The sequence below is a fragment of the Salsuginibacillus kocurii DSM 18087 genome, from assembly GCF_000377705.1.
GTDB classification, from domain to species: Bacteria; Bacillota; Bacilli; order Bacillales; family Marinococcaceae; genus Salsuginibacillus; species Salsuginibacillus kocurii.
The window spans coordinates 140,158-154,672 of record NZ_KB898624.1 but is presented as its reverse complement, the minus strand read 5'-3'; the positions used below and the strand labels follow the sequence as shown (position 1 = coordinate 154,672).

The following is a 14,515-nucleotide window of genomic DNA, read 5'->3' as shown; positions in this document are numbered from 1 at the left end:
AAGTGTAACCTACCCGCATTTACAACGTCTACATGTCTGAAACCGAAAAAGGCTTTATTGATTAGAAAGGAAGAGCTATACATGAGCAATGAATATAAATCACGCCAAGAAAAGCGGCAGGCAGCTGAACGCGCCAAACGCCGCGAGCATCATTCAAAGAAAGCAACGAATAACAGCCAATCAAAAAAACCGATTTGGAAAAAGATATTCGTAGCTTTTATAGTTGTTTTAGCTGTCACACTAATTGCAGGAAGCATTACTGCTTTTGCCATTATTCGAGATGCTCCCCCACTCGACCCAGATGAACTTGTACTTGCCCAAGCAGCAGATATTTATGACATGAATGACGAAAAAGTTACTCAGCTGCAAGGCAGTGAAAACCGAAATTTAGTAGAGATCGAAGAGGTCCCCGAGGATGTTAAAAATGCTTTTATAGCAGTTGAAGACATGCGTTTCTATGACCATCGCGGGATTGATGTCCAACGTATGTTCGGTGCTTTAGCTGCTAATATTTCTGGTGGTTTCGGCGCTGAAGGTGCTTCAACCATCACACAGCAGCTCGTAAAACATGCCTTCCTCTCACCTGACCAGACGATGAGCCGTAAAGTACAGGAACAATGGCTCTCCTTGCAGATGGAGCGAGAATATTCGAAAGATGAAATACTGGAAATGTATTTGAATGCTATTTATTTTGGAAATGGCGCCTATGGAGTCGGCCAGGCAGCAACTGTTTATTTTGATAAAGAAGTTAGTGAACTAACGCTAGAAGATGCTGCCGTACTAGCTGCAATTCCTCGACGCCCAAGTTATTATGAACCTTCTTCTAATCCAGAAAATAATGAAAGCCGCCGCAATTTGATTCTTTCAATGATGGAAGACCAGGAGCTCATTTCCGCTTCAGAAACAGAAGAAGCTTCATCGGTTGCAGTAACTGATCAATTAAATTTATCCGAACCTGACGAAGAAGAAGCTAGGTATCAATCGTTCATCAATCATGTACAGGAAGAAATTGAAGATATTGATGGGTTAAGTTCGTCCGATATATATTCTGGCGGTCTGGAAATTTATACAACGCTTGATACTCAGGCCCAAGAACATGCACAAAATGTAATTCAAACCAACAACTACATTCAGTCTTTCCCTGACCATGAAGACCATCAAATTGGCTTTACCTTGCTGGATACTCAGTCGAGCGCGATCCGGGCTCTCGTTGGAAATCGTGATCCGGAAGCAGTCGAACGCGGTTGGAACCATGCGACCAGGTCAACCATGTCTCAACCAGGGTCGGTTGTTAAACCTATCCTTGATTACGGTCCGGTAATTGATGAAGAGCAATGGTCGACCTATCATCAAATAACTGATGAACCAATTAATTATACTGGCACTGATCAAACCGTTACAAACTTTGATAATGAATACAATGGTGAAATGAGTATGCGCCAAGCGTTATATGAATCTAGAAACGTGCCTGCCGTAAAAGCGATGCGTGAAGCTGGCGTAGAAAATGCGTTATCCTTTGGGGAACAGCTTGGCTTTGATATAGAAGATCAAGATTTAGGAGAAGCTGCTGGACTCGGAGGCTTGGATGGAGTCTCCAGTAAAGACGTAGCTGGTGCCTATGCTGCCTTTGGCGCTGGCGGAGAATATACAGAGCCTTACGCCGTGCGGAAAGTTGTTTTCCCTGATGGCAGAGAGCTGAATTTGACGCCTGAATCCGAACAAGTGATGAATGATTATACTGCTTATATGGTCACAGATATGCTTAAAGATGTATTGACTGAAGGCACAGGGACCATTGCAAATGTGCCCCATTTGCCAATCGCAGGTAAGACAGGTACTAGTAACTACTCATCTGAGCAAAGGCAAAATTATGGTTACGGCAGCGGTGATGTTCCTGATACCTGGTTTGCCGGCTATACGACCCAATACACGGCTTCCATTTGGAACGGGTATAGCGATCGCGGCAGCGGGACATTATCAACGTCAACAGAGCGTGAAATACCTCAGCACATTTTCCGAGAAATTATGACTCAAATTCATGAAGGAGTTGATACTCCTGATTTTGAACAGCCAAACTCGGTGGTCCGACTGGCCATTGAACGAGGTACGGGTATGCTTCCAAGTGAATTCACACCTGAGAGTGAAATTACTGAAGAACTCTTCGTCGAGGGCACAGAGCCAGGACAACAATCTGAAGAATTCGAAGAGCTAAGTGGCGTGGCAAACTTATCTGCCACCTATGAAGAAGACAGTGAGCAAATTTTAATGAGTTGGGATTATCCAAGCGATGAGCTCGACGGACGCACCTTTGAGATTGGCCATGCCGTAGATGGTGATTCGTTTGAAACATTAACCACTCAAACAGACATGCAGTTCATTCTTGACCAACCTGAACCAGGTACTACGCATTATTTTGAAGTCACAGTAGTTGATGAAAGTGACGATGATTTACGAAGTGACCCAGCTACCGTCGAAGTAACCATACCTGAAGAAGATGAAGAGGAAGATGAGGACGAAGAAGAAGACGAAGAGGAAGATGAAGAACTCGAGGAGGAGATAGAAGACGAATTAGATGAAGAAAATGGATTAGGTGAAGAAAATGGATTAGGTGAAGATGACTTCGATGAACCTGAGGAAGAACAAGAGGAAGAAAACAACGATGGCAATGGCAACGAAAACGGAAATGAAAATAATGGCCAAACTCCGGGTAATGGAAACCAGGGTGGCGGTAATAATGAAGGCGGCAACGACAATGAGGAAGCTCCTGGCCAAGAGCAGGAGGATACAGAAGAGTCCGAAGCCAACTCAGCCAATGTCCCCGAGGAAGTTCCATTTCCTCCAGCAGAAGAATCATAGTACGCGTGCCAGCAACTGTTATTCTCTGTGGGTTCACTCTTTAATTAAAAAAGCGTGTGTTCTCCCTTTTATTGGGTGGAACACACGCTTTTTTGTTACAGTCTTGCCTCATTTAAAACAGCGCTTACTACTTCTCTCTCTTCTTTCACTTCTTCAAGGTAACGATTATCAAATTGGAAGGCAGCTTTCTTTTCTGCTGCCGTAAGCGTATGCTGTAAGTCTTTTATCATCTCTTCTCTTATGATCGACTCCATAGCATCTAGCTGCTTAAAGATCTCATGCTTCAGCAAATCAAATAACTGTTCCACTTGTGTTTTGCTCGATCGAATGAGCATGTCTTTACATGATTTAACCTGCCCTTCCTCAAAAAACATACGACGGTTCGTAAAATATTGTTGGATCGTGCGCTCATGCGGAGGACTTAACTCAATTGGAAGAGAAACATCTAAGCGCATAGCCTCTTTCCACTCTTCTTTAGAAATAGAAGAAATTGTCACATACTCACCTATTGTCCCTGCGATCTCTTCATAACGGTTACTATATAATTGTTCACTCTCTTTTACAGCTGCATGTTCAATTCGAAAGATAAGCGTTTCAAGTTCTTGTTTGATGAACTGCATAATATTACTGTTCCATTCTTGGATGGCTGCATATAGCTGCGTTCGCTGTGCTTTCTTTTGATTAGCATTTATAACGGTAGGATTAATTGACTGGCTGAAATAATCATTCATAACAAACTCCATCCGCTTTTCGAAATGCGTCAGCCATTCATTCGCTTCTCTTTCGGTTTGTGCAAACATGTCTACAGGTTCCCAGGTTTGAATGCTTAATTTGGCTGAATGTAGAAGCTCGTTTGTTTTATCAAGCTGTAAGCTGCGATTTTCTTCACTCTCGTTCAACTTATTCAGCCATTCATTCAAACTGTTATACCAATAGCCAACGTAGCCCGTTAATCGTTTATAGCTCACCCACTTTAATTCATTAAGTGTAGTACGTTCAAACAATTCTTCAAATGACGCAAATGAATTTGGGATTCCAGAAAGTCCTTTCTGCTTGTCTCTTAAACCTTCGCGGCTAGAAACAGGTACTACCGCAGGGTTAGCGAGTCCATTTGCTTCTACTAGCTTCTTCACATGCTGTTTAACTGCTTGGAGCTCACTTTCATTTTTTGCTAAATCACTGGCATTTAAGATGATATAAAACGGATAATTGCCCATAACTTCTTTCATTTGACTAACGTTTTGCAAAAAGTATTGGTCAGCCTTTGAAAAGGAATGATGATAATACGTAAGATAAAAGCAGGCATCTGACTGTTTTAATTGTTGGAAAGCAACGTTTGTATGACGGCTGTGCATAGAATGCACTCCTGGTGTATCGACCCACTCAATTCCTTTTTCGGTCCAATATGAATCGTAATAGGTAATCACTTCACGCAGCAAGACAGCCGCTTCTTCCTTTTTCACAAATGCTTTAGCTTCTGTTAACGGCATAACTAACGTATCGTTTAACTGTAATTCCTGCTTTGCCAAGCCTGCTTGTATAGCACGCAAGTAATCAATATGCTGCTTTTCCCAAGATGTTATTTGTTTAGAAGACGTTATTCGCTCTTTTCGCAGCGTTTCTACGTCTAATACCCAACCCAGTTGTTTCGCAACTTGAGTGATTTCCTCATTTAATTGCGCCAAATCCTTTGTGATTAATACAGCTTCGCCGTGCGAATGTTCGCTGTCACTGCGCCGCACTCTATTTATGGTGGCTGTCGTAGGATGTGGAGAAACAGGCAAAATATCTTCTCCCATCAACGCATTGATAAAACTTGATTTGCCTGCGCTGAACGCACCAAATAGTGAAACGGTAAAGCGTTCGTTCTGCACATGGTATAAAGCTTCGGCAACTTGCTCTCTTTCTTCTTTTAAGAACGGCCGCTCCTTATATTTTTCTAGCAACGTATCTACTTGCTCTAAAAAGCGCAGATCAAGGTTATGCCGATCTTTATTCTGGCTTTTTTCTGAAGGGAGAGGTTCTTCTTGTACTGAAAGAACGGACGTATCTTCTAGTTCTTTGCTCAACAAAGGCAACTCCGTGTCCGCTGGTCTTTCACGCTTCATCGCTTCTTTGATATGGTCTTCGAGTTGCGTTGTTTGGTTGTGCTCAAACCACTCTAGGACTTGTTTCTCTTGCTGTTTAATGTCAGCTGCCTGCTCTTCTTTTTGGTCAAGCACAGCCTCTACCTTGCTTAACCCCTCCAACTCTTGGTTAATAGAAGCTACCTGATCTTCATACACATCTTCGAGTAAGCTGACTGCTTCATCAACTAATGGTTCAACTTGCTGCTTTACGGCTTGAATGATATCTTTGTTCAATTGCTTAGTAAATTGAAAAACAAATTGAGCATCCATTTCACCTCTAGGCACATACGGTTCCAACCAGTGGCCGTTCACCTGTACGGATAAATCATTTAACCGTTTCTCAAAAGCTGGTTTTGTAGAAGATGAAGACGGAAAAGCTTTACTCAACAGAGCACGAAGATGTAAAAGCAATTGGGAGTCAATCTTTTGATTAATGTCATTTAATAATGATTGTTTCCGCTCTTCTCGCTCCTTTTCTGTTTTCTTTTTAGCAAATATCTTACCTGCTTTGAATTTCGGGTGCACACTTTCTAAATAGTTACGCGCTTTTTCAGTTGTTTCATAAGGGAAGAGCTGGGCATTTTGATATAAATGCAGGCGTTCCTTACGTAAGGACTCTAGTTGTTCCGTTTGAGCTTCGAGTAGCTGCATTTTTTCCTTTTGTTTCTGTTTATATGTGTAAATATCACCGTTTCCTGCTTCGGTTTCCTCAGCAATTTCAAAAATTTCAGCATGTTCTTCTTTTAACCGTTCCAATAAGGCACGAACCGCACCTTCTTTCATTCGCTCTAACGACTCCGAAATCAGCGGACCGCTATTATAAACAAGCCGTTTAATATCTTCAGCTAACAGTGAACTCTCATTTAATGGATGATCGAGTTCATGCATGGAAGTAAAGTACGTCTTGACTGGCTTAATCTCCCAGCGAAATAACATATCCTTTAAACCATTCTCAAACAATTGCATCGACAATTCTTCTTCGTCATGCTTATCAATCTGATTAACGACGAGAAATAACGGCTTTCTTTCTAGGGCAAGCTGCTTTAAAAATTGCAAATTGGTCTCTGAACGGACATGGTTGTAATCGGTAACATAAATAATGGCGTCTGTTTTAAACAACTGACTCATTGTAAGCTGTTGGTGCGAAGGATCCGTCGAATCTACGCCTGGTGTGTCAACAAAAGCCCCGTGTTCCCCTAAAAATGGGAGGGGGGCCTGAATAGTAATATGTTCAATAGCTTCTCCGTCCATACCCAGCTTGCGTACTTCATCCCACGGCAAATCTTCCACAAATTGCTCATGTTCACCATTGGATTTTTGCACGTTCAGCATAAGCTCACCGTTTTTTATAGTAATAATATTCGCACTTGTTGGTATAGGACTTGCCGGCAAAATGTTCGCCCCTACCAGTTCATTAATAAGAGTGGATTTGCCAGCTGAAAAATGACCGCAAAAGGCCAGGGTGAATTGGTTGTTACTTTTATCCTGAAGCGTATCGAGCCTTTCTTGTTCTTCTTTACCAAAAGGGAGATGGTCTAGCATTTTGACTGCGGATGCTGTCATACCTACGTTCAACCTCTTTCTACGTATTATCGCGTTTTCGCTTTAACATCATTACAGCATGAAGCTTTTCAATTTCAGTGACCACTGTGTCTAGCTGCGTGTAAACATGGTATTGGTCCGGTTGCTGCATAAAAAAGGAGACACGGTCTTTAAAATTATAAGGAACTACATCCAGTTCTGCACAGTCCTTTGTTAACTGCTCCACCGGAGGGACAGGGAGGTGATTCATCCACCACACTGCTGAATAGATTGAAGAAATACAAGCAAGCATGTATGGCCTGGCTCCTGCTCGATCCCGATTATCAAAATAACGTTCTAAAATCTCCAACAACTCTCTCATTACCGAGATAAGCTGGGGGACGTAATATTCGTCCATTTCCCAAGGAGGTTCGATCTTGGCGTTATCGGCAAGGATATCTGCATAGAAGGGATAGTATTTCATCCCTTCATCCCATTCATATTCAGGAGAAAGGTACTGAGTACTTGTCTCATAAAAAGGCTGGTGTAAATATTTAGCGGGAATGCGCATGCTCAAGACGTAGCCGCTCCCTTCATCCTTTTTTGTCCTTCACGGCACACATCCAGCAATGGACACCTATCACATTTCGGGGCTCTAGCAGTGCAATGGTAACGCCCAAAAAAGATTAAGCGATGATGGGTCCTGCTCCATTCTTCCTCGGGTATTTTTTTCATTAACGTTTCTTCAACTTGTTGCACGGAATCTTTCCAGCGGCAGATAGCTAAACGTTTGGAAACGCGCTCGACGTGCGTGTCCACTGCGATCGCTGGAATATCAAATGCTACCGAAGCGACAACATTAGCCGTTTTTCTTCCTACTCCAGCTAACTTTACTAGTTCATCCCTGCTGGCCGGCACCTCTCCATCATAGTTGTCGACAAGCGACTGGCTCATTTTCTTTAAGTTTTTTGCTTTATTACGAAACAGACCAATTGAACGAATATCTTGTTCTAGTTCTTCTTGGCTTACCGCTATATAGTCCATCGGTTCTTTATACTTTTCAAACAAAGCCGGAGTGACTTTATTGACTAGAGCGTCGGTACACTGAGCTGATAAAATAACAGCTACAAGCAATTCAAACGGATTATCATGATTCAATTCACATTCTGCTTCTGGGTACATATCTTCTAATGTGTCCAATACATATCGAATATTTGCTTTTGTTAACAAGACGAGTCACCTCAACTTAACCTTCCCTCTTTAATTATCAAGCCAATTATAATTTGGATAATGTGGCAGTGGCTCTTTTGGAGGGTTATACGACCGTGATTGCTGGGCAGCACGGTATTTTTCACTATGTTTTCTCGCTTCATCAGGCGTTTTTATCCCGTTTTTCTGCCATTCAAACAGAATACGGTCAATGTATCTTAAATTCAACTTCCCTGCTAACACAGCTTCCTGAAGAGCTTGCCTGATAAGTAAAAATGAGTAGCCATCCTGGTCAATCCACATGGAAATCGTTTCTGTCTCCATAGGTGACAATGGACGGGCTAACTCCCGTTCAAACATATCATATAATTCCCGTTCTGTTTGCATGGTTTTCTCTTCATTAACATGATCAGCTTCTTCACAAAGCAACGATACAACCTGTTCATAAAAAGGTTCAAGAGAATAGCTTTCAGACATCACTCCTGCTTCACTCTTCTCTTCTTTAATAGCCAAAAATCTTCGCTGGATTAACGCTCTAAGCAGTGTCATGCATTCTTCGCTCGAGACTGTCATTCGTTCACTCAACATATCAGGGGTTGGAAAAGGCTCTCCGTCTTCTGCAAAACGAAAGACGAGAAACAATACCATTACTTCTTTTTCATTAAGCCCGAGCTTTTTATAATAATCAAAGAAAAGTACCGGAATGGATACGTGTCCTTGTCTCAACATGTCTATCATAAGTTGTCGATTCATTGGTTTCCACCTCATCCGTCATTATAGCACGCCTTCTATCTTCCAGCTAAAAATAATTCTTTTCAGATTATCACGACTCAGTGGAAAGAGAGACCACCTTGAAAAGAAAAAGCGAACCTTCACAAAGCCGTAAAGTTCGCTTTTTCCTTTGGTTATAATATGAGTTCTTTAAGATGATTTAAAAAAAGTGTTGCCTTTTACAGGAGAGGCTCTATTAAAGAATGGTGTTACCCTTCCTCCTATGGCCCCTCCCCTTAGGTGTTCCATGAGCTGACGCTTTCACCTTTGTAACTGTGACGAAGTCATCCGCCTGGAGCGAAAATGAGCTTCACCTTTTCTAAAGTACAATTTTTTTTGATGTTCAAACAAACAACCTCGTTTGCTAACAAAGTCTTACTTTAAGGATACAAACGATTGAGCAGGCGAGGGAATGGGATCGTCTCTCTGACATGTTCAATCCCTGTCATCCAAGCTACGGTTCGTTCGAGTCCAAGCCCAAATCCAGAATGAGGGACTGAGCCGTATTGTCTTAATTCTAAATACCAGCGATAAGCGTCTTCTGATAAGTCATGCTCTTGATAACGTTCTCGTAATAATGCTTCGTCATCAATACGCTGGCTTCCGCCGATAATTTCTCCATACCCTTCTGGAGCGATCAGATCCGCACAAAGAACCACATCTTCATTTTCAGGGTCTGGTTTCATGTAAAAAGCCTTAATATCTTTAGGGTAATGGGTAATAAACACTGGTTTATTATGATACTCAGCAATCGCTGTTTCATGCGGGGCACCGAAGTCTTCGCCCCATTCAATCTCATAGCCTTGTTCTTTCAGCCAATCAATAGCTTCCGTATAAGTCATACGTGGGAAGGGAGCATGAATTTGTTCAAGTTTGCTCTTATCACGGCCGAGTGCTTCTAGTTCTAACTGGCAATTTTTTAACACGCTTGCTGCAATATAAGAGACGTACTCTTCTTGAATTTCCAGACTTTCTTCATGTTCTACAAACGCCATCTCAGGTTCAATCATCCAAAATTCAATTAAATGGCGTCTGGTTTTTGATTTTTCTGCCCGGAAGGTAGGGCCAAATGAAAAGACGCGATTAAAGGCCATCGCCGCCGCTTCCATATACAATTGCCCAGATTGCGACAAATAAGCGTCTTCATCAAAATACTTCGTATGAAATAAATTCGTTGTCCCCTCAGCAGAGCTGCCCGTTAAAATCGGAGGGTCCACTTTTGTAAAGCCTTCTTTATCGAAAAACTCATAAGTTGCCCGAATAATTTCATGGCGAATTCTAAGAACCGCATGTTGATTTTTAGATCGAATCCAAAGATGACGATGGTCCATCAAAAATTCTGTCCCATGTTCTTTCGGTGTAATTGGATATTCACTGGCTTCATGAATTAATTCAATGCCTGAAATGCTTAATTCGTAACCCGAAGGCGCCCGTTCATCTTCCTGAACGGTACCTGTCACGTAAAGCGCACTTTCTTGAGTGACAGATTTGCTTAATTGAAACGTGTCTTCACTCACTGCACTTTTAGGCACAACTCCTTGAATAAAGCCCGTGCCATCTCTAAGCTGTAAAAAGGCAATTTTGCCGCTGGAGCGTTTATTCGAAAGCCAACAACCGATCGTAACTTCTTCTCCAACATGCTGGCCGATTGTTTCAATGGTCGGTTTCACAATTTCTTCCTCCAATTCTTGTTCCGATTACTTGCTATGGGTTTCAATAAATCGTTCAATACGATGCAAGGCTTGCACAATCACGTCTTCGGAAGTGGCATATGAAAGCCGGACATTCTCTGGTGCTCCAAACCCTGAACCGGGAACGAGCGCAACTTTTTCTTCTTCTAGCAATGCTTCTACCCATGCATCCACTGAATCAAAACCACAGGACGCTGCTGCTTTTTTTACATTTGGAAATAAGTAAAACGCACCTTCAGGTTTAACACAACTCACGCCTGGAAGTGAGTTTACTTTTTCAAAAATAGTATTTAAACGTGACTCAAATGCTTGCCGCATTGTTTCTACAGAACCGTCTTCTTGTTCGTATGCAGCAATTGCACCGTACTGAGCATTTGCGGTCGGATTTGAAGTCGAATGACTTGCTAAGTTTGTCATCGCTTGAATGACTTGTTTGTTCCCTGCGGCGTAGCCAATTCTCCATCCTGTCATAGAATGTGACTTTGACACGCCATTAATTACCACTGTTTGTTCTTTTAACGCTGGAGATAGTTCCGCAATGGAAGTGTGCGTAGCTCCGTCATATACCAGTTTTTCGTAAATTTCATCGGATACAATTAAAATGTTATGTTTTAACGCAACGTCACCAAGCTCTTTCAACTCTTCAGGGCTGTACATAACGCCGGTCGGGTTGCTTGGTGAATTAATAATGACTGCTTTGGTACGTGAAGTAATTGCTTCCTCCAGTTGGGCAGGTGTTAATTTAAAATTGTTTTTCTCTTCAGCTTTAACTTCAATTGGAGCCCCGCCAGCCAGCTTAACTTGTTCGGGGTAACTTACCCAGAACGGAGCTGGAATAACAACTTCGTCCCCATCATTCAACAATGCCTGAAATAACGTATACAACGCATGCTTCGCTCCTATGCAGACAATTACTTCTGATGGGTCATATGTAAGCTTTTGATCCTCTGCAAATTTAGCAATAATGGCTTCTTTTAACTGTACTAATCCACCAGATGGTGTATATTTAGTATGTCCTTCTCTCATAGATGCCACCGCTGCATCAATAATATGCTGAGGCGTATTAAAATCAGGTTCCCCTGCTCCTAATCCAAGTACATCATGTCCTTCTGCTTTTAATGCTTTTGCTTTTGCAGTAATAGCTAATGTTGATGAAGGCGTAAGGGTCGAGACTCTTTTGGCTAATTCCATGGTTCCTTCCTCCTCTTAATGTTAAAGGTGTGAAAAGCAGAGCAGCTTCTATACTTTAGTTTACGAAAAGCTTAAGCATGTGACAAGCTTGCTATATAGACGTGAAGACTCGTACCAGCAAGTATTCTTTTACGTATCCCCTCTTAAGCGGTAACGTTGCAGCAAACTGCCATTTTCAGCATGAATATAATCATACCCGTACCTTCCGTCTGGTAACAAGTATGTGATTTCATAAGCTACTGCTCCATTTTTATACCCTAACTGGTTAGACCGTAATGTAAGACCTTCTTCCCCTTCCATAACAAGGGCTTCAGCTTCTTCTTTTGCCAGTATGTCATCCTCAGCAAATTCATGCAGTAGCTCAAAGTCTTCGTCCAAAAGCAAATGATACACCGCATCACCATGCATGCCTTCCACATGGTGCACTCTTTCACTTCCGTTATATGTTGACACGCTCTGTATTTCATCTAAAAGAGCTTCTTCTGCTACAAACTGTTCCATTTGTTCTTCAGTGTTCGAGGGGATGGCACGGATATCTTGATAAAACCAGTATAACGTAACGCTTCCTCCTAAAAATAACACAAGTATAGCCAATAAAATCCACCGTTTCATGCCGTTTGTTTCCTCCTTTCTTGCTAAATGTGTTTCATTGCCTATACCCGTCTCTTACTGCAAAACCCGTGAGATTTTACCGGGGATGACCTTAAAACAATCACCCATACTACTCATATACCACTAAAAAGTTAAAGTTCAGCCACCACTCACCTGTATAGAGCTGCCTATTTTAAAGGCAGCTCTATTTATAACTGAACAGCTTATAGTATATCAATTTTTGCATGGAAGCCGTGTATAATTCTACAATTTCTTCCCTTTATTTTAAATACACGTAAGCTCATGAGTATACTCTAAAATTTGTTAACTTGTTCTTTTACATCATAACGAAGGCGCTCTTCATCTATAGTTAGCAGCTCGCGGTTTCTCATAATACATCTGCCGTTTACAAAAACGTCACGTACGTCTTGGCCTGAAGCACTGTACACTAAGTGGGAAAGTAAGTTATTTTCAGGCTGCAAATGCAAGCCCTGCTGCTCCAGCACAATCAGGTCAGCTAGTTGTCCTCGTTTCATTTTCCCGGTATTTGAAAAGCCTAACATGGCTGCTCCGTTTGCTGTCGCCATTTGTAACACTTCTTTTCCACTGACCACTGAAGCATCTTCAGCCACCCCTTTATGAAGCAAAGCAGTTAACCGAATTTCCTCAAATAAATCAAGTGTATTATTAGAAGCCGCACTATCTGTGCCCAAAGAAACAGGGACCCCTTGTTTCATATACTTAGCAAGCGGGGCAATGCCAGAGCCCAGCTTCAAATTACTGACTGGATTATGGGATAGAGAAACACCAGCATCCCGGAAAGTAGATATATCTTCTTCTGTCACGTGAACCCCATGCACAATCATCGTACTAGGCCTAAGTATTCCGAGTTCCTTCATATGCGAAATCAATGGCCGGCCGTAATCCTTATAGTGGTCCGACACTTCTTGTCTTGATTCGGCTAAATGAATTTGCAGCGGTATTGCTTCGCTGGCGGCATCTGCTGCCACGTCTTCCAAAAAAGAAGGAGGGCAAGTGTAAGGGGCGTGCGGAAAAAGTGCTGCTTCAAGCCGTCCTTCAGCCGCTCCTCTCCAATTTTTTGCTAGTTCGACCGCTTCTGTGCGCTTTTCAGCGAGTTCCTCTTTTGCTCCCATTCCGATCATTCCTCGCGCTAAACAAGCACGGAGGCCAATCTGTTTCACCTGCTCTGCCACATCATTTATATGTAAATGGTACATATCCATAAATGTAGTTGTACCAGAACGAATCATTTCTGCCATAGCCAGTTTACTACCGGTACTGGTAATATCACGATCGAATTTAGCTTCTGCCGGCCAGATTGCTTCACGAAGCCAGCGTTTTAGTTCAAGGTCATCTGAATATCCTCGCAAAAGAGTCATGGCTGAATGACCGTGAGTATTAACGAGGCCGGGCATCACACAACAACCGGAACAGTCTCTCACTTCAGCGCCATTTGTATGGGGCGGCTCTCCTTCAGCAAAAGCATGAATATAGTTATTTTTTATGTGCACATAGCCATAGTTAACGACTGGCATGCTCTCCTCCGGGTCAACCACGGTGACATTAGTCAAATACAGCTCTCTCTCTTTTTCCAACCTCTCATCTCCTATCATGGTTTTCCATCTCTGTCTGAAATGAAAAGGATTCATACGTATTTTCATGAAAGACAAAAGTAACTGTGCCTTCCATGCCAGCATAATGAATGTCAATCCATGCCTCTTCAAGTCGTTCCAAAAGTCGTTGGTCTCCTTTTTTTCCGTCTTGGTGGAAGACGATAGCAGCTTGAGGGTCAACTGAATGCAAAAAGGTTGATGTTGCTCCTTTTTCCGAATCAAAGTCCCCTACTTTGAGTAGCGTCGATTTTAAATTTTTAGAGCCAGCTAGCTCCTTTTCCAAATTTTCATCAGCACTTCCCATATAAAGCAAGCTTTGGCCTCCAACTTGAAACGATAAAACGGCTGCTCCTTCCGACGCTGGCTCCTTACCGGCAAACAGTACTTCCATCGTCAGTCGGCCAATCTCTTTTGAAGAGAGATCAGTACCTAAGACTTTTACAGCGATCTCTTCTTTCAAGGAAGGGTCCAAGTTTTTTTCTACATATGGTGAAAGATAAACTGTTTCCGGTTCAAACGCCGAAACCACCTCATGGAGATGGCTAATATACGGTTCCCCGGCATGTGTGATCACAAGGCCATCTAGCGTCTCGACATTAAATAAATTCAAGTGGTGCATAAGATATGGCAAACTCTCAGGCCCGCCTGTATTTACTAAATACTCCTGGTTTCCATCCTGCAGGAGCGTTGCTTCCCCGTCAGGCAAATCCATAAACGTCATGACAACTTCTTCACTTGCTACCGTAATATTTGCCTCTTCAGTCATGACAAGGTCGGCATCTATGTTTGCACAGCTTGCCAAAACAAGTATACAAAAGCCTAAGAGCCACTTTTGATACTTCACTAAACCAGCCCCTTTTTTAGTGCCATCTCGATTCTGCGCTGTTATTGTACGCAAGCAAAGCGCTTGTTATGAAATGGG

Annotated in this window: 10 protein-coding genes; 1 reads left to right on the top strand and 9 read right to left on the bottom strand. The window is 42.3% G+C overall.

Going from position 1 to position 14,515, the window contains the following annotated elements:
* Positions 1–81: 81 nt before the first annotated feature.
* A complete protein-coding gene (locus tag D469_RS0105095; protein WP_018922294.1) occupies positions 82–2,856 on the top strand; it encodes a transglycosylase domain-containing protein in 2,775 nt (924 codons plus the stop codon).
* Positions 2,857–2,951: 95 nt separating this feature from the next.
* Here the strand turns inward: D469_RS0105095 and D469_RS0105090 are convergent, their stop codons facing one another.
* The 9 genes from D469_RS0105090 to D469_RS20980 all read right to left on the bottom strand — a co-directional run bounded on the left by D469_RS0105090 (position 2,952) and on the right by D469_RS20980 (position 14,437).
* Entirely contained in the window at positions 2,952–6,548 is a 3,597-nt protein-coding gene (locus D469_RS0105090; RefSeq protein ID WP_018922293.1) for a dynamin family protein, read from the bottom strand.
* A gap of 19 nt (positions 6,549–6,567) precedes the next feature.
* Positions 6,568–7,077 carry a YpoC family protein gene (locus D469_RS0105085; RefSeq protein ID WP_338053732.1) on the bottom strand — a complete coding sequence of 170 codons (510 nt, stop codon included), beginning with the start codon at positions 7,075–7,077 and terminating at the stop codon, positions 6,568–6,570.
* A gap of 2 nt (positions 7,078–7,079) precedes the next feature.
* Positions 7,080–7,736, bottom strand: coding sequence for an endonuclease III (gene nth / locus D469_RS0105080; RefSeq protein ID WP_018922291.1), 657 nt, complete (start codon positions 7,734–7,736; stop codon positions 7,080–7,082).
* 30 nt (positions 7,737–7,766) lie between these two features.
* Complete coding sequence (locus D469_RS0105075; RefSeq protein WP_018922290.1) at positions 7,767–8,468, bottom strand: DnaD domain-containing protein; 702 nt, start codon at positions 8,466–8,468, stop codon at positions 7,767–7,769.
* A gap of 398 nt (positions 8,469–8,866) precedes the next feature.
* The gene (asnS, locus tag D469_RS0105070; protein WP_018922289.1) at positions 8,867–10,156 is read right to left on the bottom strand and encodes an asparagine--tRNA ligase; all 1,290 of its coding nucleotides are present in this window, start codon (positions 10,154–10,156) and stop codon (positions 8,867–8,869) included.
* Positions 10,157–10,183: 27 nt separating this feature from the next.
* Positions 10,184–11,368 (bottom strand): pyridoxal phosphate-dependent aminotransferase, encoded by a 1,185-nt coding sequence (locus D469_RS0105065; protein ID WP_018922288.1) that lies wholly within the window; start codon positions 11,366–11,368, stop codon positions 10,184–10,186.
* A gap of 129 nt (positions 11,369–11,497) precedes the next feature.
* Positions 11,498–11,980, bottom strand: a complete 483-nt coding sequence (locus tag D469_RS0105060) for a hypothetical protein (RefSeq protein WP_018922287.1) — start codon at positions 11,978–11,980, stop codon at positions 11,498–11,500.
* Positions 11,981–12,273: 293 nt separating this feature from the next.
* Positions 12,274–13,575 carry an amidohydrolase gene (locus D469_RS0105055; protein ID WP_018922286.1) on the bottom strand — a complete coding sequence of 434 codons (1,302 nt, stop codon included), beginning with the start codon at positions 13,573–13,575 and terminating at the stop codon, positions 12,274–12,276.
* Between the two features lie 4 nt (positions 13,576–13,579).
* Positions 13,580–14,437 (bottom strand): ComEC/Rec2 family competence protein, encoded by an 858-nt coding sequence (locus D469_RS20980; protein WP_018922285.1) that lies wholly within the window; start codon positions 14,435–14,437, stop codon positions 13,580–13,582.
* Positions 14,438–14,515: the final 78 nt, after the last annotated feature.